This is a genomic window from Azospirillum agricola, from assembly GCF_017876095.1.
GTDB lineage: Bacteria > Pseudomonadota > Alphaproteobacteria > Azospirillales > Azospirillaceae > Azospirillum > Azospirillum agricola.
On record NZ_JAGINM010000010.1, the window covers coordinates 221,483 to 242,952 of the forward strand.

The following is a 21,470-nucleotide window of genomic DNA, read 5'->3' on the forward strand; positions in this document are numbered from 1 at the left end:
CCTATGGACAACATCGACATCGACCGCATCGACCGGAGGATCCTCGCCCTGCTTCAGAGCAACAGCCGGATCTCGAACATCGAGCTGGCCGAGGCGGTCGCCGTGTCGCCGCCGACCTGCCTGCGCCGGGTGCGCCGCCTGCGCGACGCCGGGATCATCACCGGGGAGGTCGCCCTGCTCGACCCCGCGCGGATCGGCAACCACACCCAGCTCATCGTCAACGTGGAGCTCAAGGGCGACGACCGGGCGCTGATGGACGATTTCGAAAAGGCGGTGCGCGCCGAGGACTGCGTCCAGCAATGCTACGTCGTCACCGGATCGACCGACTATGTGCTGGTGCTCTGCGTCGGCAGCATGGGCCATTTCGAGGCGTTCGCGCGGCGGGTCCTCTACGCGAGCCCGCTGGTGCGCCGCTTCGTGACGCTCACGGTGATCAGCCGCGTCAAGTACGACACCCGCGTGCCGCTGGAGATCGGGTAGGAGGAAACGGCCGGGGCGGCTGTCCGCCCCGGCATGATCAAACGGCGTCGTTACCGTTCGATCTCCTTGTTCCAGCGCTGGTTCCAGTCCGGGCGCTTCTCGTTGATGACGTCCCAGTCCACGGTGACGGCGTTCTTCATGTAGCCCTGGAACTTGTTCATGGCGTCGGCGACCTCGGCCGGGGCCTGCACCTTGGTGTTGGCCGGAATCTGCGCGCCGAACCGCAGGGCGGCGAGCTGCGCCTCCTGGCCCAGCAGGTAGGCGGCGAGCTTCTGGGCGGACTCGTTGTCGGGGTTCTTGGCGACGACGCACTGGCCGACCATCAGAACGACCGAGCCCTCCTTGGGCTGGGCGTACTCGACCGGGATGCCCTTCTCCTTCAGGCTGCCGACGCCGGTCGGGGTCAGCGGGAAGATGGCCGCCTCGCCGGTCTGCACCATCTCGGCGATCTTGGCCGAGCTGGGGATGTATTCCAGCACGTTCGGGCCGATCGTCTTGCGCCAGGTGGTGAAGCCCGGATCGACGTTGGCCTCGGTGCCGCCCTGGATGCGGTTGTACATCAGGAAGGCGTGCAGGCCGAAGCTGCTGCTGGCGGCCGACTGGACGACGATCTTGCCCTTGTACTTGGGATCGGCCAGATCCATCCAGGAGGTCGGGGCGGCCCAGCCCTTCTCGTCGAACATCTTCTTGTTGTAGGCCAGCCCGGTCATGCCCATGTTGACGCCGACCGCCATGTCGCCCTTCAGGCGCGCCGCCGGGTAGACCTCGTCGAGCACCGGCGACGGCTCGGTCTTCTGGCACAGCCCCATGCCGATGGCGCGGTACATCAGCCCGTCGTCGAGGAAGACGACGTGCATCTGCGGGTTGTCCTTCTGCGCCTGGAGCTTGGCGAGGATGTCCGAGGAGGTGCCGGGCACCACCACCACCTTGATGCCGGTCGCCTTCTCGAAGGCTGGGAAGACGTTCTCGGTGTAGGTCTTCTCCATCGTGCCGCCGTTCATGCCGATGTAGACCGTCTTGGTCTGCGCGGCGGCGGGGACCGACAGGGCCAGACCGGCGGCAAGGGCGATGGCGGCGGTGGAAAGGGCGGTGACAGACAGCGAACGCGGGATGGGCATGCTCTCGTCCTCCTGGGGGTCAAAAGGTTAAGGCGTGGCGGTGGTGTCGGGCGGGAAACGGTCGATGCGGAAGGCGTCCAGCGGGGCCGAGGAGCGGCCGTCGCGGACCAGTTCGGCCAGCGCCTCCCCCACCCCCGGCCCGATCTGGAAGCCGGCGCCGGAGAAGCCGAAGGCGTGGAACAGGTTGGGGGTGGTGCGGCTGGGGCCGATGATCGGGTTGCGGTCGGGCGTGTAGCCCTCCACCCCGGTCCAGCAGCGGATGACGTGGGCGTGGCGGATCTGCGGGAACAGCTCCGCCGCGTCGCGCATCAGGGTCAGCACGGCGTCGCGCTGCGGCCGGGCCCGGTCGGCGTCGAGCGCGAAGCCGCGCCCGCCGCCCACCACCATGTTGCCGCGCGGCGCCTGCCGCCCGTAGACGCCGCCGCCCTCGACCCCGATGTTGACGTCGAGGAAGCGCGGCAGCGGCTCCGTCACCGCCATGTTGGGGTGCAGCGACACCAGCGGCACCGGCTCCCCAAAGGCGTCGGCGACGCGGTGCGACCACGCCCCCGCCGTGTTCAGCAGGAAGCGCGAGCGCACCTCCAGCGCCTCGCCGCTCAGCAGCACGAAGCGGTCGCCGTCGCGCTCCACCCGGTCGAGCGGCGTCTGCTCGCGCACCGAGGCGCCGGCGGCGGCGGCGGCGCGGGCGAAGGCGGGGGAGACGAGGCGCGGGTTGGCGTGCCCGTCCTCCGGGCAGAGCGAGCCGCCGACCGCGCGGTCGCCGAGCGCCGGGAAGCGGCGGCGGAACTCGTCCCCGGCGACGATCTCCAGGTCGAGGCCGAAGCCGGCGCTGCGCTCGCGGTAGGCGATCAGCGACTCCAGGTCGGCCTCGCTCCGCGCCAACTTCAGATGGCCGGAGCGGATGTATTCGGCGTCGGTGCCCAGCAACTCGGGCAGGCGGCCCCAGATGGCGTGGGCGCGCTGGGAGAGCGGAAGCTGCTCCAGCGGGCGGCCCTGGCGGCGGACGCCGCCGAAATTGACGCCGCTCGCCTTGGCGCCGCACCAGTCGCGTTCCAGCAGCGTGACCGAGAAGCCCATGCGGCGCAGGAACAGGGCGGCCGAACCGCCGACGATGCCGCCGCCGACGACGGCGACGTCGCAGTCGAGGATCTCCCTCATGACGCGCTCCCTCCCGACGCGGGCTCCGCCGCCACCGGCAGCGGCTTGATCGGCGGCTGGGCGCGCAGGCGGCCGACGCCGTCGGGGCCGGTGCCGAGCGCCCGCGCCAGCAGCTCGGTGGTTGCGGCGCCGCACATGCGGCCCTGGCAGCGGCCCATGCCGGCGCGGGTCAGCGCCTTGGCGCGGTTGATCTCGCGCGCCTGCCCCGTGGTGGCGACGGCGCGCAGGGCGCCGGCGGTGACGCCCTCGCAACGGCAGACCATGGTGTCGTCGGCGATGGCGCCGGCCCAATCGTCGGGGAAGGGGAAGGCGGCCGACAACGCCCGGCGGAAGGCGGCGATACGGGCGAGCTTATGGTCGAGCGTCGCGGCCCGCTCGTGGGCGAAGGCCAAGCCGGCATCCTCCAGCAGGGCCAGCGCGGCGCGCTCGCCAGCCGCCTCCGCCGCGTCGGCCCCGGCGATGCCGCTGCCATCCCCGGCGAGGTAGACCCCGGCGACCGAGCTGCGGCCGGCCGGATCGCGCTCCGGCAGCCAGGCGCGGTCCATCGCGTCGAAGCGGAAGCGGCAGCCGGCCAGATCGGCGAGCTGGGTTTCCGAGCGCAGCCCCAGCCCGAAGGCGACGGCGTCGCAGGGCGTGCGCTCCTCGCGGCCGTCCTGCGTCCAGACCAGCGCCTCGACCCGCTCGCCACCCTCGACGCGGACGGGGCGGACGTTGTTGCGGATGGTCACGCCATGGGCGCGCAGCCAGCCGACGTAACAGAGTCCCTTGGCGAGGGTCGCCGGGTCACGCAGCATGCCGGCGGCGGCTCGGGCCTGGGCGTCGAACGGCGCGGTGTCGAACACCCCGGCGACCTCGACCCCGGCCTTGAGATATTGGTAGGCCACCAGATAGAGCAGCGGCCCCGTGCCGAGGAAGGTGACCCGCCGGCCCACGGCACAGCCCTGGAACTTCAGCGCCACCTGCGAGCCGCCCAGCGTGAAGACCCCCGGCGTGGTCCAGCCGGGGAAGGGCAGCACGCGGTCGGTCGCCCCGGTCGCCAGGATCAGGTGGGAGAAGGGCAGGACCTCCGTGGCGCCGTCGCACAGCAGGTCGAGCGCCCGCTCCTCGCAGTTCCAGGCCAGCGTGCGCGGGCGGTAGTCCACCCGGTCGCGGATCGTCGCCATGGCGCGGTGCACCGCGTCGGCCTTGCCGGCCTCGAAGCCGTAGAGCGCACTCTTCGGGCGGACGAATCCACCCTCCGGCGGCTGGCGGTAGATCTGGCCGCCCCAGCGCGCCGCCTCGTCGATCACCACCGGGCGCAGGCCGGCGGCGACCAGCGCCTCGGCGGCGCGGATTCCGGCCGGGCCGGCGCCGACGATGACGGGCTTCAGCAAAGTGTGCGGGGCGGCGCTCACGATTGCCACTCCCCCTCGCTGACCAGCCGCATGCCGTCCTCGATGAAGCTGCCGCAGGCGCGCAGCCGTTGCCCGTCCTCGGTGCGCACCCAGCAATCCTGGCAGGCGCCCATCAGGCAGAAGCCGGCGCGCGGGGTGTCGGCGAACTCGGACCGGCGCAGCCGGTCGCCGTTGGTCAGCATGGCGGTCAGGATGGTGTCGCCCTCCAGCGCCTCGACCGGGCGCCCGTCGAGGACGAAGCGGACCACGCGCCGGCCGCGTTCGGCCACACGCTGAAGCAAAGCCATGGAAAAGCACTCCGAAGGGGCCGGCCCCTCTCGCGGGACCGGCCGGCTCTCAACGTTGACCCACCAAAATGCGGTCCAGGCCGTAGACCCGGTCGAGCAGCAGCACCGCCACCACCGTGATGCCGATGATCAGCGCCGACACCGCCGCCATCATCGGGTCGATGGATTCGGTCGCGTACATGTACATCCGCACCGGCAGCGTCACGGTGGACGGCGAGGTGATGAAGATGGACATGGTCAGCTCGTCGAAGCTGTTGATGAAGGCGATCAGCCAGCCGCCGGTGACGCCGGGCAGGATCATCGGCAGGGTGATGCGGCGGAACACCGTCGCCTCGCTCGCCCCCATCGAATAGGCCGCCTGCTCGACGCTGCGGTCGAAGCCGGCGATGGCGGCGATCAGCAGGCGCATGACGTAGGGCGTGACGATGACCATGTGCGCCGCCACCAGCCAGCCGAAGCTGCCCGTGGCGCCGACCAGCGCGAACAGCCGCAGCATCGCCACGCCGAGCACCAGATGCGGGATGATCAGCGGCGACAGGAACAGCGCGTTCAGGAAGTTGCGCCCTGGAAACTCCCAGCGGGTGATGGCGAGCGAGGCCGGCACCGCCAGCGCCACCGCCAGCGTCGCCGAGAGCAGCGCCAGCCACAGGCTGTTCCAGAAGGACTGCACGAAGTCCGGGTGGTGGAACACCGCCTCGAACCAGCGCAGCGAGAATCCGCGCGTCGGCAGCGACAGCGTGTTCTCCGGCGTGAAGGCGACGAGGCAGACGATGGCCAGCGGCGCCAGCATGAAGAGGACGACGAGGGTGTGGAAGACCAGGGCGACGGGTCCGTTGCGGGTCATGGCGTCACCCCAGCCGGCGGCGGTAGTGACCTTCCACCACCCGGTGGTAGGTCAGCATGATGATGAGGTTGGCGACCAGCAGAAGCACGGCGACCGCCGCGCCCATCGGCCAGTTGAGGTCGCTGAGATACTGGTCGTAGACGATGGTCGCGACCATCTTCAGCCGCCGCCCGCCGAGCAGGCCCGGAATGGCGAAGGCGCTGGCGCTGAGACCGAAGACGATCAGGCTTCCCGACAGGATGCCGGGCAGGATCTGCGGCGCCACCACCCGGACGATCGCCGTCCCGCGCGAGGCGCCGAAGGACAGCGCCGCCTGCTCGATCGACGGGTCGAGCTTCTGCAGCGAGGTCCAGACCGGGATGACCATGAAGGGCAGCATGACGTGGACCAGCGCCACGATGACCGTGCCCTCGCTGTAGAGCATCCGCGCCCGGCCGAAGCCCAGCGCCACCAGCCCGGCGTTGATCGGTCCCTCCGGCCCCAGCAGCATGCTCCAGCCGAAGGCGCGCACGACGACCGAGACCAGCAGCGGCGCCAGCACCACCAGCAGGAACACCGAGCGCCAGGGGTTGCGCATCCGGCTGAGGATGTAGGCCTCCGGCACGCCGATCACCACGCAGATGGCGGTGGCCAGCGCCGCAACGCGGAAGGTGCGCAGGAAGATTTCCAGGTAATACTCGTCGGTCAGCACCGCGAGGTAATGGCCGACCGTGAAGCCGTGGGTGCGGCCGGTGGCGTGCTCGAACTCGTTGAAGGAGAGCAGCGCGGTCAGCACCAGCGGCGTCAGCACCAGGGCGGCGAACAGCAGCGCCGCCGGCCCCGCCAGGAACAGCGGCGTCCAGCGCCCATTGCCCGGCGCCGCCGAGGAGGAAGGGGAGGAGGTGACGGCGGCCATCAGTGGGCCTCCAGCGCCGGGTCCGGCGCCTCGGCCATGGCGCCGCGATGGACACGCACCACCGACGGCGACCAGTCCACGCCGACCGGCGCGTCGAGGTCGAGCGGCGCCGAGCCGTCGTTCGGCGTCACCGCCATCAGCGTGCCGAGCGGCCCGTCGACGTGGTACAGCCACTGGCTGCCCAGGAAATAGCGTTCGGACACCCGGCCCGGCAGGCGGCCCTGCCCGGCCCCGGTCAGCCGCAGCTTTTCCGGACGGATGCAGAGCGTCACCGTCTCGCCGCTGGCGAGCGCGCCGCCCTTGCCACCCATGTCCGCGCCGGACTGGCTGTCGATCTCCACCGGCACCCCGGCGAGCGAGACCGAGGCGTAGGCGCCGCTGACCGCCTTGACGGTCCCCGGCAGCAGGTTGGTCTTGCCGACGAAGCGCGAGATGAACTCGGTCTGCGGGTGCTCGTAGATGCGGTAGGGCTGGTCGATCTGGGTGATGCGCCCGGCCTCCATCACCACGACGCGGTCGCTGATCGAGAAGGCTTCCGCCTGGTCGTGCGTGACCATCACCGTGGTGGTGCCGACCTTACGCTGGATGTCGCGCAGCTCGAACTGCATCGCCTCGCGCAGCTTGGCGTCGAGGTTGGACAGCGGCTCGTCGAGCAGCAGCACCGGCGGGCGGATGACGATGGCGCGGGCCAGCGCGACGCGCTGCCGCTGGCCACCCGACAGCTCGCGCGGGTAGCGGCCGGCGTAGGGCGCCAGATGCACCAGCTCCAGCGCCTCCTCGACGCGGGCGCGCCGTTCGGATTTGGGCACGCGCTGCATCTCCAGCCCGAAGCTGACGTTGTCGAACACCGTCATGTGCGGGAACAGCGCGTAGGTCTGGAAGACGATGCCGAGGCCGCGCGTGTTGGCCTTGGCGCGCGTGATGTCCCGGCCGTCCAGATGGATCGAGCCGGACGTCACGTCGACGAAGCCGGCGATCATCTGGAGGGTGGTCGTCTTGCCGCAGCCCGACGGGCCGAGCAGCGACACGAACTCCCCCTTCTCGACCGACAGCGTGACGTCGGAAACGGCATTCAAAGTGCCGTAGGTCTTCGTGATGTCTCTCAATTCGAGGAACGACACCGGGGTTACTCCCTCTTGCGACGTTGGGCCTCCTGCGTGGGACGGATGGTTCCGTGTATGACCGTTTCGCGTCAACGGTCATTTCCACGGAGAGAAAAGAATTTGCCAAAGCTTCCAACATACGGAATAGATGCGCGTAACGAACGACCAGGGCTTACAACGGGGCAAAACCCATGACGGTTGATGATGCGGGTGCGAAATCCAGCCTGCAACGCGGCATCGCCATCCTCCGCCTTCTGGCCGAGGCCAACGAGGCGGGCGCCCGGCTGACCGACGTCGCCCGCGCGCTGAACCTGACGCCGCCCACCGTCCACCGCATCCTGAAGACGCTGGTCGAGGAGGGCATGGTGGAGGCCGACAAGGGCTCCAAGCGCTACCGGCTGGCCATCGACCTGTTCGCCATGGCGGCGCGCGCCGGCAACCCCAACAACCTGCGCGACATCTGCCGCCCGATCATGCTGCGGCTCTCGGCGACGCTGCGCGACACCATCTTCCTGCTGGTGCGCAGCGGCTTCGACGCGGTGTGCCTGGACCGCAGCGAGGGGCCCTTCCCGATCCGCTCCTTCACCGGCGACATCGGCGGCCGGGTGACGCTGGGCATCGGCCAGGGCAGCCTCGCCATCCTCGCCTTCCTGCCGGAGGAGGAGCGCGAGGAGGTCATCCGCTTCAACCTGCCGCGCATGCAGGGGGTGGGCATCCTCGACGAGGTCTATCTGCGCACGGAGATCGCGCGGGTGCGCGACCTCGGCTACGCCAGCCGCTCGACCGGGCTGCTGCCGGGCATGTCCGGCGTCGCGGTGCCGGTGCTCGACCGCGAGGGCCACGCGGTGGCCGCGCTCAGCGTCGGCACCATCAGCGAGCGGCTGAACGAGGAGCGGCTGCCGGTGGTGGTCGACATCCTGCGCCGCGAGGCCGCCGGGGTGCGCAACCAGCTCAACCCCTTCGATCCCGTCCTGCGCCGCCCGGCGGCGGTGCTGGGAAGCGGGGCGGCGTAAGGAAGGTTCGGCGACGCACGCCCCCCTCGCAATCCAGCGAGGGGTTAACGCCGTCTCCGGGGCGCCCCTGACTTGGCGCCGCCATTCTCCAAAGTGGTAGACTGGGCGACCGTGGAAACGGAGGCCCGCGCCATGACCGACGACCGCCCCCCCGCTCAGACGCCGGCCCAGCCCCTGGGCGACGCCTCGCACGACCTGCTCATGGCGGCCCTGACCGCCTCGGGCCATCATTGGGCGTGGGAATGCGACGCCGCGCTGCGTTTCACCCGCTTCACCGACGGCTTCGCGCTGGCGACCGGACTCGATCCGGCGGAGTTCATCGGCCAGAACAGCGTCAAGGTCCGACTGCGCGGCATCAGCCCGGACTCCGTGGTCCGCCACGTCGCCGACATCGAGGCCCGCCGCCCCTTCCGCGACTTCTCCTACTGCATCCGCGACCCGCGCGGGAAGGCGCATCATTTCACCATCAGCGGCATTCCCTTCTTCGACGCGGAAGGCCGCTTCGCCGGCTACCGCGGCATCGGTTCGGAATCCACCGCCCATTACGAGCGCCGCCTCTACATCGAGCTGCTGGAGCGCGCCAAGGCGGAGAGCGACCGCCGGGTGAAGGCGATCTTCAACGGCGTCGGCACCTTCGTCATGCTGATGCTGATCGACGGCGCCGTGGTCGAGATCAACCGCGCGGCGCTCAGCTTCCGCGGTCTGGCGCGCGAGCAGGTGACCGGCGAGCCGCTGTGGGACGGCCCCTGGTTCGGCGACCAGCAGGCCGCCCGCGCCGCCATCCGCGACGCGGCTGAAACGGCCGCGTTGGGCGAGGCGACCGCGCTCGACCTGGAATTCGCCAACGAGGCCGGCGCCCGCCACGTCTTCGCGGTGAGCTGCAAGCCCGTCCGCTCGGCCGGCGGCGACGTGCATTACGTGCTGCTCGAAGCCCACGACATGACCGAGTTCGTCACCATGCAGGCCCGCAACCGCGAGCTGGAACTGGAGGTGATGCACGGCCAGAAGATGGAATCGCTGGGCACGCTGGCCGGCGGCATCGCCCATGAGATCAACACGCCGATGCAGTACATCGGCGACAACCTGAAGTTCGTCCGCGATTCCTTCGCCGACATCGCCATCCGGCTGACCGAGGCGGCCGGCGGCCTGGACGAGGACGCCCGCTATCTGGTGGAGGAGATCCCCGCCGCCCTGTCGGAAGGGCTGGAGGGGGTGGAGCGGGTGCGCAGGATCGTCGGCGCGGTCAAGGAGTTCTCCTACCCCGACAGCGGCCAGAAGGGCTGGGCCGATCTGGCCCGCGCGCTGGAGACCACCGCCACCGTGTCGCGCAACCAATGGAAATACGTCGCCGACCTCGCCTTCGACATCGAGCCCGGCCTGCCGCCGGTCTTCTGCGAACTGGGCGAGATCAACCAGGTGATCCTGAACCTGATCGTCAACGCCGCCCACGCCATCGAGGAACGCAACCAGGCATCACCGGAGACGGCGGCGCAGAAGGGCCTGATCACGTTGAGCCTGAAGCGCGAGGGCGACGCGGTGGTCCTCGGCGTCGCCGACACCGGAGCCGGAATCCGGCCGGAGCACCGCGACAAGATCTTCGACCTGTTCTTCACCACCAAGCCGCCGGGGCGCGGCACCGGCCAGGGCCTGTCGATCTGCCAGAGCATCGTCGTGCGCCGCCACGGCGGCCGCATCGCCATGGAAACGGAGGTTGGCCGGGGAACCGTCTTCCGCGTGCAGCTCCCCATCCGGGGGCCGGGCTGCGAGTCCGGGGACGGCGGGCAGCAGCGGGCCGCCTGAGCATCCGGGCGCCGGCTCGGCCGAAAAGCGCGGGCGCCGCGACCGGAGGGCGTGTATGCTGCCGCCCCCGCTCCTCCACCCGCCACGCTCCGTCCCATGCCGCGTTCCGACACGCTGTCCCTCCGCGAGGCCCGCCGCATCGCCATCGCCGCCCAGGGCTTCGCCGCTGCGGCCGCCGGAACCGAAACCGGGGCCGAAGCGGTGGAGGCGGTCGGGGCGCGCCATGCCCGCCGGATGATCGGCCGGCTCGGGCTGGTGCAGATCGATTCGGTCAACGTGCTGGTGCGCTCGCACTATCTGCCGCTGTTCTCGCGGCTGGGGGCCTACGAAGCGCCGCTGCTCGACCGGCTGGCCTATGGCGGCCGGCGGCGGGCGCTGTTCGAATATTGGGGGCACGAGGCCTCGCTGATTCCGGTCGAGCAGCAGCCGCTGTTCCGCTGGCGCATGGCGCGGGCCGAGCGCGGCGAGGGCATCTACGGCGAACTGGCGCGCTTCGCCGCCGAACGCCGCCCTTACGTCGACGCGGTGCTGGCCGAGGTGGCGGCGCGCGGGCCGCTCGGCGCCTCGGAGCTGAGCGAGGCCGGGCGCGGCGCCGGCGGCTGGTGGGGCTGGAGCGACGGCAAGCGGGCGGTGGAGTTCCTGTTCTGGGCCGGGCTGGTCACCACCGCCGGGCGGCGTGGCTTCGAGCGGCTCTACGACCTGCCGGAGCGGGTGCTGCCCGCCGCCGTCCTCGCCGCCCCGACGCCGGAGGAGGCCGAGGCCCAGCGCGCCCTGCTGCGCATCGCCGCCCGCGCCCATGGCGTGGCGACCGAGCGCGACCTGCGCGACTACCACCGGCTCGACGCCGCCGACGCCCGGCTGCGCGTCGCCGAGCTGGTCGAGGCCGGCGACCTGCTGCCGGTGGCGGTGGAGGGCTGGGCGCAGCCGGCCTACCTGTCGCCCGACGCGCGCCGGCCACGCAAATCCGCCGCCCGCGCCCTGCTCTCGCCCTTCGATTCGCTGATCTGGGAGCGCCAGCGCACCGAGCGGCTGTTCGGCGTCCGCGTCCGGCTGGAGATCTACACCCCGGCCGACAAGCGCGAGCACGGCTATTACGTGCTGCCCTTCCTGATGGACGAGCGCATCGCCGGGCGCGTCGACCTGAAGGCCGACCGCAAGGCCGGCGCCCTGCTGGTCCAGGCCGCCCACTTGGAAGCGGGCACCGCCTTCGCCCCCGGCGCGGTGGCCGAGGCGCTGGCGGCCGAGCTGCGGCGGATGGCCGGCTGGCTCGGGCTGGCGCGCGTCACGGTGGTCGGGGCCGGCGACCTCGCCCCGGCATTGGCCGATGCGCTCGGCGTTCCGGCGGGCGCCTCAGTCGAGGTGGGTTAGCGGCAGGCGGGTCTCGAACTTCACCTCCTTCAGGGTCACGCTGGACTTCACATGCGCGACCGCCGGGATGGAGAAGATCCGCTCGCTGAGGAAGCGCCCGTAATCCCCGGTCGTCGGCACGACGATGCGCAGCAGGTAATCGGCCTCGCCGGTCACCGCGAAGCATTCCAGCACCTCCGGCATCGCCGCGATGGCGGTCTCGAACTGCTCGACCGCGTTCTCCTTGTGGCGCTCCAGCGTGACGTGGGCGAAGACGCACTCCGCCAGCCCCAGCTTGGCCGGGTCGAGATGGACGGTGTAGCGGCGGATCACGCCGATCTCCTCCATCGACCGCACGCGGCGCCAGCAGGGCGAGGCCGACAGGCCGACGGCCTCGCCCAGTTCCTGCATGGTCAGCCGGGCGTTGTCCTGCAAGGCCGCCAGGATGCCCTTCTCGTGCCGGTCGAGCTTGATCGTCCCCGCCATCCGCCATCCCTCCTGCACCGACCGAAAAAGCTAAGCACAGCGCCGGGTTCGGGCGAAGCGGGATTCGGCGCTACGGCCGACCCGCCTATTAACAAAAAATAGGAAAGGTGCGACACTTTAACTCTACTTCATTAATAGATTTAAATTTGCGTACCACGGATCGATCCACGCATCATTCCGGGGCGCGCCATGCGCCAATCCGCGATTTCCCAACCGGAGCACCGCCCCCATGACCGCCATCCAGTCCAGCACCAATCCGTCGCCGCCCGATTTCCTGTGGTTCCTGCCGACCGCCGGCGACGGCGCCTATCTGGGCTCGCAGGTCGGCCACCGCCCGGTCGATCCGAAATACCTCGCGGAGATCGCGCGGGCGGCCGACCGGCTCGGCTATTTCGGCGTGCTGGTGCCGACCGGCCAGTCGATGGAGGATCCCTGGATCACCGCCGCCGGCATCATCCCGCAGACCGAGCGGCTGCGCTTCCTGCTGGCGCTGCGCCCCGGCGTCTTCACCCCGGCGCTCGCCGCCCGGCAGGCCGCCTCGCTCGACCGGCTGTCCAACGGCCGGGTGCTGTTCAACGTCGTCGCCGGCGGCGCGCCGAAGGAGCTGGCGGGCGATGGCTTCTTCCTCGACCACGACGCGCGCTACGACCACGCGCGCGAGTTCCTGCACATCTGGCGCGGCCTGCTGGCCGGCGAGACGGTGCGCTACGACGGGCAATACGTGAAGTCGGACGGCGGCAAGCTGCTGTTCCCGCCGGTGCAGCGCCCGCACCCGCCGCTCTATTTCGGCGGTTCCTCGCCGGCCGCGCACCAGCTCGCCGCCGAGTTGCACGACGCCTACCTGACCTGGGGCGAGCCGCCCGAGCAGGTGAAGGCCAAGATCGAGGACGTCCGCGCGCGCGCCGCCGCGCTTGGCCGCACGCTGCGCTACGGCCTGCGCGTCCACCTGATCGTCCGCGAGACCGAGGCCGAAGCCTGGGTCGCCGCCGACCGCCTGATCAGCCACCTGTCCGACGAGACCATCGCCGCCGCCCAGAAGCGCTTCCGCGAGGAATCCGACGCGGTCGGCCAGCACCGGATGGCCGATCTGCACGGCGGGCGCCGCGACAGGCTGGAGATCAGCCCGAACCTATGGGCCGGCGTCGGGCTGGTGCGCGGCGGGGCGGGAACCGCGCTGGTCGGCGATCCCAAGACGGTCGCCGCCCGCATCCGCGAGTACCAGGCGCTGGGCATCGACACCATCGTCGCCTCGGGCTACCCGCATCTGGAGGAGGCGCACCGCGTCGCCGAGCTGCTGTTCCCCGAGCTGGGCATCCTCCCCGAGGGCCGGCGCGACCGGCCCTCCGCCGGCCCGGCCCGCACCGAAGCCCGCGTGAACTGGGAAGGCTTCCCGGCCGACGTGCCCCTGGACGCGGCCCCCCTGGCGTCCGCCTCCTGAGCGGCGGCGACCGGTGGAACTTCCCTCTCCCGCCCCGGGAGAGGGCTTTCAGCCAGCCCTGGCGTATAAGGCAGACAAACAAAAAAAGCGGGGGAGCGTCTTGGGCGCTCCCCCGTCAGGTCGTGCGTGGACTAAGACAACCAAGCCATGTGAGACAAACGGGACACGGAACAAGGAACGAAAAAGCGCGCGTCACACCTCCTTCAGAATCCGGGTTTCGAAGTCGGCGGCCAAGGCGTCGGGACGCTCCCCCGGACGGCCGATGTCGAGGTCCAGCGCCACCCGGCCCTCGCGCAGCACCAGCACGCGGTCGGCCAGCGCCACCGCCTCGGCCACGTCGTGGGTGATCAGGATGGCGCCGAAGCCGTGCTCGTCGCGGATGCGGCGCAGCAGCCCGTGCATCTCCTGCCGGGTCAGCGCGTCGAGCGCGCCGAACGGCTCGTCGAGCAGCAGCAGGCCGGGGTTGGAGACGAGCGCGCGGGCCAGCGCCACCCGCTGGCGCTGGCCGCCGGAGAGCACCGCCGGCCAGTCGTCGCCGCGTCCGGCCAGCCCGACGTCGTCGAGCGCCGCCAGCGCCCGCTCGCGCCAGCCGGGGCCGCGCGCGATGCCGACGTTGCCGGCCACCCGCTGCCAGGGCAGCAGGCGCGGATCCTGGAACAGCAGCCGCACGTCGGGCCGCAGGCCGGAGACCGGGCGGCTGTCGACCAGGACGCGGCCGGCGGTCGGCCGGTCGAGCCCGACGATCAGCCGCATCAGCGTCGATTTTCCGCCGCCGGAGCGGCCGACCACCGCGACGAACTGACCGGCGGGAATCCGCAGGTCGATGCCGTCGAGCACCCGGCGGCCGGCGAACTCCTTCACCACCCCGTCGAGCACCAGCGGCAGCGGGCGTGCCCGCTCGATGACGGCGTGCCCCCCGGTCGCCGCCGCCGGGGACGCCGGGAATGGACGGGAGACGGTCAGCGGCAGGCGGCGCAGGGCCTGGGCAAAGGCGCTCATGTCGCGGACTCCAGCGCGGTGTGGAAGGACGGGTTCCAGGCCAGCGCGCGGCGCTCCAGCCAGCGGGTCGCGGTGTCGGCCAGCTTGCCGAGCAGCGCGTAGACGATGATCCCCAACAGCACCAGATCGGTCTGCAAAAACTCGCGCGCGTTCATCGTCATGTAGCCGATGCCGGACGAGGCGGAGATCGTCTCGGCCACGATCAGCGTCAGCCACATGATGCCCAGCGCGTAGCGCAGGCCCAGCAGGATCGACGGCAGGGCGCCGGGCAGGATGACGCGGGCGTAGAGCGCCGCCGTGCCCAGCCCATAGACCCGCCCCATCTCCACCAGCCCGCGGTCGACCGAGCGGATGCCGTGGAAGGTGTTGAGGTAGATCGGGAACAGCACGCCGATGCTGACCAGGAAGATCTTGGCCTCCTCGCCGATGCCGAACCACAGGATCACCATCGGGATGATCGCCAGATGCGGCACGTTGCGCAGCATCTGCAACGTGCTGTCGAGCAGCGTCTCGGCCGGCTTCAACGCGCCATTGAGGAAGCCCAGCGCGAAGCCGAGCCCGCCGCCGATCAGCAGCCCCTGCGCCGCCCGCCCGGCGCTGACCGCGACGTGGTGCGGCAGGCTGCCGTCGAGCAGCGTCGTCCAGAAGGCGAGCGCGATGTCGCTCGGCGCCGGCAGCACGCGGGCCGACAGCCAGCCGACCCCCGCCGCCAGCTCCCAGACCGCCAGCACGGTGAGCGGCAGCAGCCAGGGCGCCAGCCGCTCGGCCACCCGCCGCAGCGCCGGGTTTGCGGTCCCGCGCGACGCCATCACATCGCCGCCTGCCGCAGCGCGGGCGGCAGGCCGTTGGCGATGCTCTCGCCGAACGGACCGTTGTTGGCCGCCGACCCGCGCGCCCGCCCGGTGGTGGCGGCCAGAGGCAGCAGCGGGAAGACCAGTTCGGCGAAGCGGTAGGCCTCCTCCAGATGCGGGTAGCCGGACAGCACGAAGCTGTCGATGCCGATGTCCATGTACTCGCGGATGCGCGCCGCCACCGTCTCCGGGTCGCCGACCAGCGCCGTCCCCGCCCCGCCGCGCACCAGCCCGACGCCGGCCCACAGGTTCGGGCTGACCTCCAGCTTGTCGCGGCGGCCGCCGTGCAGCTCCGCCATGCGGCGCTGTCCGACCGAATCCATCCGGGCGTAGATCGCCTGCGCCGAGGCGATGGTGGCGTCGTCGACGTGGCGGATCAGGTCGTCCGCCGCCGCCCAGGCGGCCTCGGTCGTCTCGCGCACGACGACGTGCAGGCGGATGCCGAAGCTGACCTTGCGGCCCTGCGCCTCGGCCAATCGGCGCACGCCGGCCAGCTTGGCGGCGACCTGCACCGGCGGCTCGCCCCAGGTCAGGTACTTATCGACGTAGGTCGCGGCGACCGCGTTGGCGGCGTCCGACGAGCCGCCGAAATAGAGCGGCGGGCCGCCGGCCTGGACCGGCGGGTAGAACAACCGCCCGTCCTCGATGCGGATGTGCTCGCCCTCGTAATGCACCGGAGCGCCGGAGAACAGGCCGCGCCAGACGTCGAGGAACTCGCGCGTCACCGCGTAGCGGTCGGCGTGCGACAGGAAGATGCCGTCGCCCCTGTTCTCCACCGGATCGCCGCCGGTGACGACGTTGATCAGCAGCCGGCCGTTGGACAGCCGGTCGAGGGTTGCCGCCATGCGGGCGGCCAGCGTCGGCGATTGCAGCCCCGGCCGCACGGCGACCAGGAAGCGCAGCCGCTCCGTCGCCGGCACCAGCGAGGAGGCGACGACCCAACTGTCCTCGCACGACCGGCCGGTCGGCAGCAGCACCCCGAAATAGCCGAGGCTGTCGGCCGCCTGCGCGATCTGCCGCAGATAGGACTGGTCGGTCTCCCGCGCGCCGATTGCGGTGCCGAGATGGCGGCCATCGCCGTGGGTCGGGATGAACCAGAGGATGTTGGCTTCGGAAGCGGCGTGGGAGGTCATGACTTGCTTCCCGGCGCTGCGGCGCTGACGTCGATCTTCCTGGGGATCAGCTTCAGGGCGAAGAAGGTGTCGGCGATGCGCTGCTGCTCGGCGATCACCTCGGCGTCGATCGGGCGCAGGCCGTAGCCCTGGCGGGCGGCGGCGACGTCGAGCACGGAGACCGGCAGGCCGACCTTCGGGCTGAGCTGCTCGGCGACCGCCTTGACGTTCTGCGCGGCCCATTCGTCGACCTCGCGCAGGCCGGCGAGAACGGCGTCGATCGCCGGCTGGTTGGCGGCGGCGTAGGGCTTGGCGGCCAGGAAGAACTGGTGGTTCTTCACCAGCCCGGTGCCGTCGGCGAGCGTCCGCGCGCCGGTGGCGGCCGAGGCGGAGGCGTAGAAGGGATCCCAGATGGCCCAGGCGTCCACGGCGCCGCGCTCGAAGGCGGCGCGGGCGTCGGCCGGCGGCAGATAGACCGGCTCGATGTCGGTGACGCTCAAGCCCTCCTTCTCCAGCGCCTTGACCAGCAGGTAATGGACGTTGGAGCCCTTGTTGAGCGCGACCTTCCTGCCCTTGAGCTGGGCGACCGACTGGATCGGGCTGTCCTTCGGCACCAGGATCGCCTCGCCCTTGGGCGAGGGCGGCTCGTAGCCGACATAGAGCAGCGGCGCGCCGGCCGCTTGCGCGAAGATCGGCGGCGCCTCGCCGGTGGTGCCGAAGTCGAGCGCGCCGACGTTCAGCGCCTCCAGCAGCTGCGGCCCGCCAGGGAACTCGGTCCAGGCGACGGAGTAGCCGAGCGGGGCGAGCTTCTTCTCCAGCAGCCCCTGCTCCTTCAGGATGATGAGCGTGCCATATTTCTGGTAGCCGATGCGGACCACCTTGTCGGCCGCCGCCGCCGCGTTGGAGGACAGCGCCAGCCCGACCAGGGCGGCGGCACCGGCGAGCATCCCGAACATCCGTTTCATCGTTTCGTCCCTTCCATGAATTCTTGTCCGCGCCCCCACCCTGCCCTCACACCTCGGCCAGCGCCTGCTCCAGATCGGCGATGATGTCGTCGGGATGCTCGATGCCGATCGACAGGCGGACGTAGCCGGGAGTCACGCCGCTCGCCAGCTGGTCCTCCGTCGAGAGCTGCGAATGCGTGGTCGTCGCCGGGTGGATCGCCAGCGAGCGCGCGTCGCCGATGTTGGCGACGTGGTAGAGCAGCTTCAGGCTCTCGATGAAGCGGCGCCCGGCTTCCGCACCGCCGGCCAGTTCGAAGCCGACCAACCCGCCGTAGCCGCCCTTCAGGTAGGCGTCGGCGCGGCGCTTCGCTTCACCGCTTTGCAGGCCGGGGAAGATCACCGAAGTGACCTTCGGGTGGCTCTTCAGGAAGTCGGCGACCTTGATCGCGTTCTCGTTGTGCTGGCGGATGCGCAGCGGCAGGGTCTCCAGCCCCTGGATGAGCTGGAAGGCCGAGGCCGGACTGATCGCGGCGCCGGTGTCGCGCAGCAGCGTCACCCGCGCGCGCAGCACGTAGGCGATGGGCCCGAGCGGCTTGGCCGCCTCCGTCCACACCGCGCCGTGATAGCTGGGGTCGGGCTGGGTCAGCAGCGGGAAGCGGGCGGCGTGCTCCTCCCAGGGGAAGTTGCCGCCGTCGATGATGACGCCGCCGATGGTGGTGCCGTGGCCGCCGATGTACTTCGTCGCCGAATAGACCGTCACCGCCGCGCCATGCTCGAAGGGCCGCACGGTCAGCGGCGCCGCCGTGTTGTCGACGATCAGCGGCACGCCGAGCGAGCGGCCGATGTCGGCGACCTCGCGGATCGGGAAGACGTTCAGCTTCGGGTTGGGCAGCGTCTCGGCGTAGTAGGCGCGGGTCTTCCCATCCGTGGCGCGGCGGAAATTCTCCGGATCCGACGGATCGACGAAGCGTGCCTCGATGCCGATCTGCTTGAAGGTGTTGGCGAACAGGTTCCAGGTCCCGCCATAGAGGTCGGTCGAGGTGACGAAATTGTCGCCGGCCTGCGCCAGGTTGAGGATCGCGTAGAAGGAGGCCGCCTGCCCCGACGCCACCACTAGCGCCGCCGCCCCGCCCTCCAGCGCGGCCAGCCGCTGCTCCAGAACGTCGGTCGTCGGGTTGGTGACGCGGGTGTAGATGTGGCCCAGCTCGGCCAGGGCGAACAGCCGCTCGGCGTGGCCGGTGTCCTGGAACTGGTAGGAGGTGGTCTGGTAGATCGGCACCGCCACGGCGCCGGTGGCGGGGTCGGAGCGGTAGCTGCCGGCGTGCAGGGCGAGCGTCTCGAAGCGCGGCGAACGGTCGGTCATCGGGGAATCCTCGGAAAAAGGGGGGACTCAGGCCGTCGCGGCCAGCAGGTCGGCGTAGTGGCGCTGCGCCACGTCGGGGTGCGAGCGCAGGCGGCTCTTCAGCGAATTCTCGCCGACGTTCCGGAGCAGCGGGTTGTCGGGGTCGCGCTCCGGCCCGCGCGCCTCGGCGGCGAGGTCCGGCGGCAGCGGCAGCACCGGCACCCGCACGTCGAGCCGGGCGCCGAGGAAGAAGGCGATCGACAGCCGGTCGATGCCGGCGGCCGGCGTCACCACCTGATGGACGGCGGCGCGGAAATAGCCGTCGGTCGCCAGCTCCAGCAGTTCGCCGGCGTTGACCACGAAGGTGCCGGGAATCGGCGGCACGTCGACCCAGCCGTCGGCCGTCTCGGCCTGGAGGCCGCTCTGCTCGTGCTGGAGCACCAGGGTCAGCAGCCCGCTGTCCTTGTGCGGCCCGACTCCCTGCCCCGACACCCCTTCCTCCCGCGTCGTGTCGTGGCCGGGGTAGCGGATCAGCTTGACGAGCTGCGTCGGCGCGCCGGCGACGATGGTGTCGAAGGCGTCCTCCGGCTGGCCGATGGCGAGCGCCACGCCGCGCAGCAGCCGGGTGGTGACGTCGGTCAGCGCGTCCTGCAAACCCAGCACGGCCGGCCGCAGCTCGGGAAGCGCGTCCGGCCACTGGTTGGGGCCTTGCAGCCGCGCCCAGGCCGGGGCGTCCGGCCCGGCCGGCAGGGTCGGCCGTTCCGAACCGATGTCGACCTGTTCGCGCCAGTCGGCGCGGCCCCGCGTGCGTTCCCAGCCGGCGCGGGTGTAGCCGCGGAAATGCGGCGAATGGACCATCTCGATCGCCAGCTTGTCGCGCTCCGGCAGGTCGAAGAAGCGGCGCGACAGGGCGAAGGCCCCGTCGAGGACGTCCTGGCCGACGCCGTGGCCGGTCACGTAGAAGGCGCCGAAGCGGCGGATCGCCGCGCGCAGCTCGGAGAGAAACAGGGCGCGTCCGGCCGCCGGCCCGTCGAGACGGCTCAGGTCGAGGATCGGCAATGGCGGCTCGACGGAAACGGGCCCGCTGGAAATGGGCTGGGTGGGGGATGTCGCGATCACGGGGAAATCTCCTTCCGGAAGGGATCAGGCGGCCTTGCGGTGGCGGCACAGCCGCAGCCAGGCGCCGCTCAAGTGGCCCCACAGCGTGTCGTCACCGTCGCTGGCGCCGTCGTCGTCGCCATCATCGGTGCGGGTGGACGGCACGCGACAGACCGGCAGGGCCATCCCTTCCGGCAGCGGAATCCACACCACGTTGGACGGGGGCGGAGCATCGGCGGCGGTTGGGGCGACGGCGCGGGCAGTGGCGGGCAAAGCCATTGCTTTCCCTTTCGGAACAATGGGTTGAAAAATCGATGCCGAGGCGGCTGAACCGGCAGCGGCACGATTTCACGACATGATGGAATCGGAACGGCCAGTTTGTCTATTATTTTTATCGGGAAAAATCAGGGAATTTTCCTTATTGGTGTAAAATAAAGCGTGGTCCATAAATTTTCACAAATCCGTTGACAGGAAAAAATCTCTATAAAATGATTAGAGATATCGGACGCCTCCGGATCACCGGCCGGACCAACGGCCGGGCCGCCGCGCGCCACCCCCGCCGCATCGTCATGCGGGGCTTCAAGAACAACAAAACCCTCTTGCGGGAATCCACCATGCGTCACTCCCCCTCATCCTCGCCCTCCACCCCGCCCGCCCGTCCGCCGAGCAAGGGGCCGTCGGCACGCTGGCTGCTGGCTGGCGCGCTCGGCGTGGCGCTCGGCCTCGCGCTGACCGGCGCCGCCAAGGCCGGGCCGACGATCGACGCCATCAAGGCGCGCGGCGCCATCAAGGTCGGCGTCGGCTCGCAGCCGGGCTTCTTCGCGCCGGACAGCAACGGCCGCTGGCAGGGCTTCTTCGTCGATTTCGGCCGGGCGCTCGCCATCGCGGTCTTCAACGACCCGGAAAAGGTCCAGTTCGTCTCCTCCTCGCCGCAGCAGCGCCTGCCCTCGCTGCAATCGGGCGAGTTCGACATCCTGCTGTCGGGGGTGACCCAGACCTTCACCCGCGCCACCAAGCTGGGCTTCCATTTCGGCCCGGTGGTCTTCTACGACGGCCAGGGGCTGCTGGTGCCCAAGAAGTTGGGCGTCGCCAAGGGCAAGGACCTGAACGGCGCCACCGTCTGCGTGCAGACCGGCACCACGGGCGAACTGAACATCACCGACTTCTTCCGGCAGAACAGGATCAGCTTCAAGCCGGTGGTGATCGAGGAGACGGCCGAGAACCAGAAGGCCTTCGCCAGCGGCCGCTGCGACGTGCTGACCCAGGACGCGTCGGATCTGGCGATCACCCGCACCCAGCTTCCCAAGCCCGACGATTACGTCCTGCTGCCCGAGCGCATCTCCAAGGAGCCGCTGGCCCCGGCCATCCGCTACGGCGACGACCAGTGGTTGGAGATCGTCAACTGGGTGGTCAACGCCACCATCCAGGCCGAGGAATTCGGCATCACCCAGGCCAACGTCGACAGCTTCCTGACCAGCGGCGACCCGTCGATCCGCCGCTTCCTCGGCGTCGACCCCAGCCTGGGCGAGGCCGCCAAGCTCGATCCCAAGATCTTCTACACGATCATCAAGACGGTCGGGAATTACGGCGAGATCTTCGAGCGCCACGTCGGCCCGAAGACCAAGGTCGGTCTGGAGCGCGGCTACAACGCGCCGTGGACGCAGGGCGGCCTGCTCTACGCCCCGCCCTTCCGCTGAGCCGGACAGCGTCGTGACGGAAGGCTGAGTCCGGTGCGAAACGAACACGGATCCACACCCGGCT

At 70.7% G+C, this 21,470-nt stretch carries 22 protein-coding genes; 6 read left to right on the forward strand and 16 right to left on the reverse strand.

Going from position 1 to position 21,470, the window contains the following annotated elements:
• Positions 1–3 precede the first annotated feature (3 nt).
• Complete coding sequence (locus J2847_RS16945) at positions 4–480, forward strand: Lrp/AsnC family transcriptional regulator (RefSeq protein ID WP_209780085.1); 477 nt, start codon at positions 4–6, stop codon at positions 478–480.
• A 50-nt stretch (positions 481–530) separates the two neighbouring features.
• On the opposite strand, the gene J2847_RS16950 is transcribed toward J2847_RS16945, so the two are convergent.
• The 7 genes from J2847_RS16950 to J2847_RS16980 are packed head-to-tail and all read right to left on the reverse strand — an operon-like array spanning position 531 to position 7,297.
• Positions 531–1,598 carry an ABC transporter substrate-binding protein gene (locus J2847_RS16950; protein ID WP_209780086.1) on the reverse strand — a complete coding sequence of 356 codons (1,068 nt, stop codon included), beginning with the start codon at positions 1,596–1,598 and terminating at the stop codon, positions 531–533.
• A 27-nt stretch (positions 1,599–1,625) separates the two neighbouring features.
• The gene (locus J2847_RS16955) at positions 1,626–2,756 is read right to left on the reverse strand and encodes an NAD(P)/FAD-dependent oxidoreductase (protein WP_209780087.1); all 1,131 of its coding nucleotides are present in this window, start codon (positions 2,754–2,756) and stop codon (positions 1,626–1,628) included.
• On the reverse strand, positions 2,753–4,150 hold the full coding sequence (locus J2847_RS16960; RefSeq protein WP_325169432.1) for an FAD/NAD(P)-dependent oxidoreductase: 1,398 nt from the start codon (positions 4,148–4,150) through the stop codon (positions 2,753–2,755). Before J2847_RS16960 ends, J2847_RS16955 begins: the two co-directional genes overlap by 4 nt.
• The gene (locus J2847_RS16965) at positions 4,147–4,437 is read right to left on the reverse strand and encodes a (2Fe-2S)-binding protein (protein WP_085557787.1); all 291 of its coding nucleotides are present in this window, start codon (positions 4,435–4,437) and stop codon (positions 4,147–4,149) included. Before J2847_RS16965 ends, J2847_RS16960 begins: the two co-directional genes overlap by 4 nt.
• Positions 4,438–4,486: 49 nt before the next feature.
• Positions 4,487–5,281: an ABC transporter permease gene (locus tag J2847_RS16970; RefSeq protein ID WP_209780088.1), complete on the reverse strand. Its 795-nt coding sequence runs from the start codon at positions 5,279–5,281 to the stop codon at positions 4,487–4,489.
• A gap of 4 nt (positions 5,282–5,285) precedes the next feature.
• A complete protein-coding gene (locus J2847_RS16975; protein WP_209780089.1) occupies positions 5,286–6,176 on the reverse strand; it encodes an ABC transporter permease in 891 nt (296 codons plus the stop codon).
• The gene (locus J2847_RS16980; RefSeq protein WP_209780090.1) at positions 6,176–7,297 is read right to left on the reverse strand and encodes an ABC transporter ATP-binding protein; all 1,122 of its coding nucleotides are present in this window, start codon (positions 7,295–7,297) and stop codon (positions 6,176–6,178) included. The genes J2847_RS16975 and J2847_RS16980 overlap by 1 nt, the downstream gene beginning before the upstream one ends.
• A gap of 173 nt (positions 7,298–7,470) precedes the next feature.
• Here J2847_RS16980 and J2847_RS16985 point away from each other — a divergent pair, with 173 nt between their 5' ends.
• The 3 genes from J2847_RS16985 to J2847_RS16995 all read left to right on the forward strand — a co-directional run bounded on the left by J2847_RS16985 (position 7,471) and on the right by J2847_RS16995 (position 11,460).
• Positions 7,471–8,292, forward strand: coding sequence for an IclR family transcriptional regulator (locus tag J2847_RS16985; protein ID WP_085557783.1), 822 nt, complete (start codon positions 7,471–7,473; stop codon positions 8,290–8,292).
• A gap of 132 nt (positions 8,293–8,424) precedes the next feature.
• On the forward strand, positions 8,425–10,092 hold the full coding sequence (locus J2847_RS16990; protein ID WP_209780091.1) for a PAS domain-containing sensor histidine kinase: 1,668 nt from the start codon (positions 8,425–8,427) through the stop codon (positions 10,090–10,092).
• Between the two features lie 96 nt (positions 10,093–10,188).
• Positions 10,189–11,460, forward strand: coding sequence for a winged helix-turn-helix domain-containing protein (locus tag J2847_RS16995; RefSeq protein WP_209780092.1), 1,272 nt, complete (start codon positions 10,189–10,191; stop codon positions 11,458–11,460).
• On the opposite strand, the gene J2847_RS17000 is transcribed toward J2847_RS16995, so the two are convergent.
• Positions 11,443–11,925, reverse strand: coding sequence for an Lrp/AsnC family transcriptional regulator (locus J2847_RS17000; protein ID WP_209780093.1), 483 nt, complete (start codon positions 11,923–11,925; stop codon positions 11,443–11,445). The two genes, J2847_RS16995 and J2847_RS17000, sit on opposite strands and share 18 nt — an antisense overlap.
• A gap of 229 nt (positions 11,926–12,154) precedes the next feature.
• Here J2847_RS17000 and ssuD (J2847_RS17005) point away from each other — a divergent pair, with 229 nt between their 5' ends.
• Positions 12,155–13,363 (forward strand): FMNH2-dependent alkanesulfonate monooxygenase, encoded by a 1,209-nt coding sequence (gene ssuD / locus J2847_RS17005; RefSeq protein ID WP_209780094.1) that lies wholly within the window; start codon positions 12,155–12,157, stop codon positions 13,361–13,363.
• A gap of 192 nt (positions 13,364–13,555) precedes the next feature.
• Here the strand turns inward: ssuD (J2847_RS17005) and J2847_RS17010 are convergent, their stop codons facing one another.
• The 8 genes from J2847_RS17010 to J2847_RS17045 all read right to left on the reverse strand — a co-directional run bounded on the left by J2847_RS17010 (position 13,556) and on the right by J2847_RS17045 (position 20,332).
• Positions 13,556–14,362 (reverse strand): ATP-binding cassette domain-containing protein, encoded by an 807-nt coding sequence (locus J2847_RS17010; RefSeq protein WP_209780095.1) that lies wholly within the window; start codon positions 14,360–14,362, stop codon positions 13,556–13,558.
• Positions 14,359–15,171 carry an aliphatic sulfonate ABC transporter permease SsuC gene (ssuC, locus tag J2847_RS17015; RefSeq protein ID WP_209780096.1) on the reverse strand — a complete coding sequence of 271 codons (813 nt, stop codon included), beginning with the start codon at positions 15,169–15,171 and terminating at the stop codon, positions 14,359–14,361. Before ssuC ends, J2847_RS17010 begins: the two co-directional genes overlap by 4 nt.
• Entirely contained in the window at positions 15,171–16,346 is a 1,176-nt protein-coding gene (ssuD, locus tag J2847_RS17020) for an FMNH2-dependent alkanesulfonate monooxygenase (RefSeq protein WP_209780097.1), read from the reverse strand. Before ssuD (J2847_RS17020) ends, ssuC begins: the two co-directional genes overlap by 1 nt.
• Positions 16,343–17,290, reverse strand: a complete 948-nt coding sequence (locus J2847_RS17025; RefSeq protein WP_209780098.1) for a sulfonate ABC transporter substrate-binding protein — start codon at positions 17,288–17,290, stop codon at positions 16,343–16,345. Before J2847_RS17025 ends, ssuD (J2847_RS17020) begins: the two co-directional genes overlap by 4 nt.
• A 46-nt stretch (positions 17,291–17,336) precedes the next feature.
• Positions 17,337–18,632, reverse strand: coding sequence for an O-acetylhomoserine aminocarboxypropyltransferase/cysteine synthase family protein (locus J2847_RS17030; protein WP_209780099.1), 1,296 nt, complete (start codon positions 18,630–18,632; stop codon positions 17,337–17,339).
• 27 nt (positions 18,633–18,659) lie between these two features.
• A complete protein-coding gene (locus J2847_RS17035; protein ID WP_325169433.1) occupies positions 18,660–19,730 on the reverse strand; it encodes an isopenicillin N synthase family dioxygenase in 1,071 nt (356 codons plus the stop codon).
• A 24-nt stretch (positions 19,731–19,754) separates the two neighbouring features.
• The gene (locus J2847_RS17040) at positions 19,755–19,982 is read right to left on the reverse strand and encodes a hypothetical protein (RefSeq protein WP_209780100.1); all 228 of its coding nucleotides are present in this window, start codon (positions 19,980–19,982) and stop codon (positions 19,755–19,757) included.
• A gap of 131 nt (positions 19,983–20,113) precedes the next feature.
• The gene (locus tag J2847_RS17045) at positions 20,114–20,332 is read right to left on the reverse strand and encodes a hypothetical protein (RefSeq protein ID WP_209780101.1); all 219 of its coding nucleotides are present in this window, start codon (positions 20,330–20,332) and stop codon (positions 20,114–20,116) included.
• Between J2847_RS17045 and J2847_RS17050 the strand changes: the two genes are divergently transcribed.
• On the forward strand, positions 20,324–21,406 hold the full coding sequence (locus tag J2847_RS17050; RefSeq protein ID WP_209780102.1) for an amino acid ABC transporter substrate-binding protein: 1,083 nt from the start codon (positions 20,324–20,326) through the stop codon (positions 21,404–21,406). The genes J2847_RS17045 and J2847_RS17050 overlap by 9 nt on opposite strands.
• The last annotated feature ends 64 nt before the right edge of the window (positions 21,407–21,470 follow it).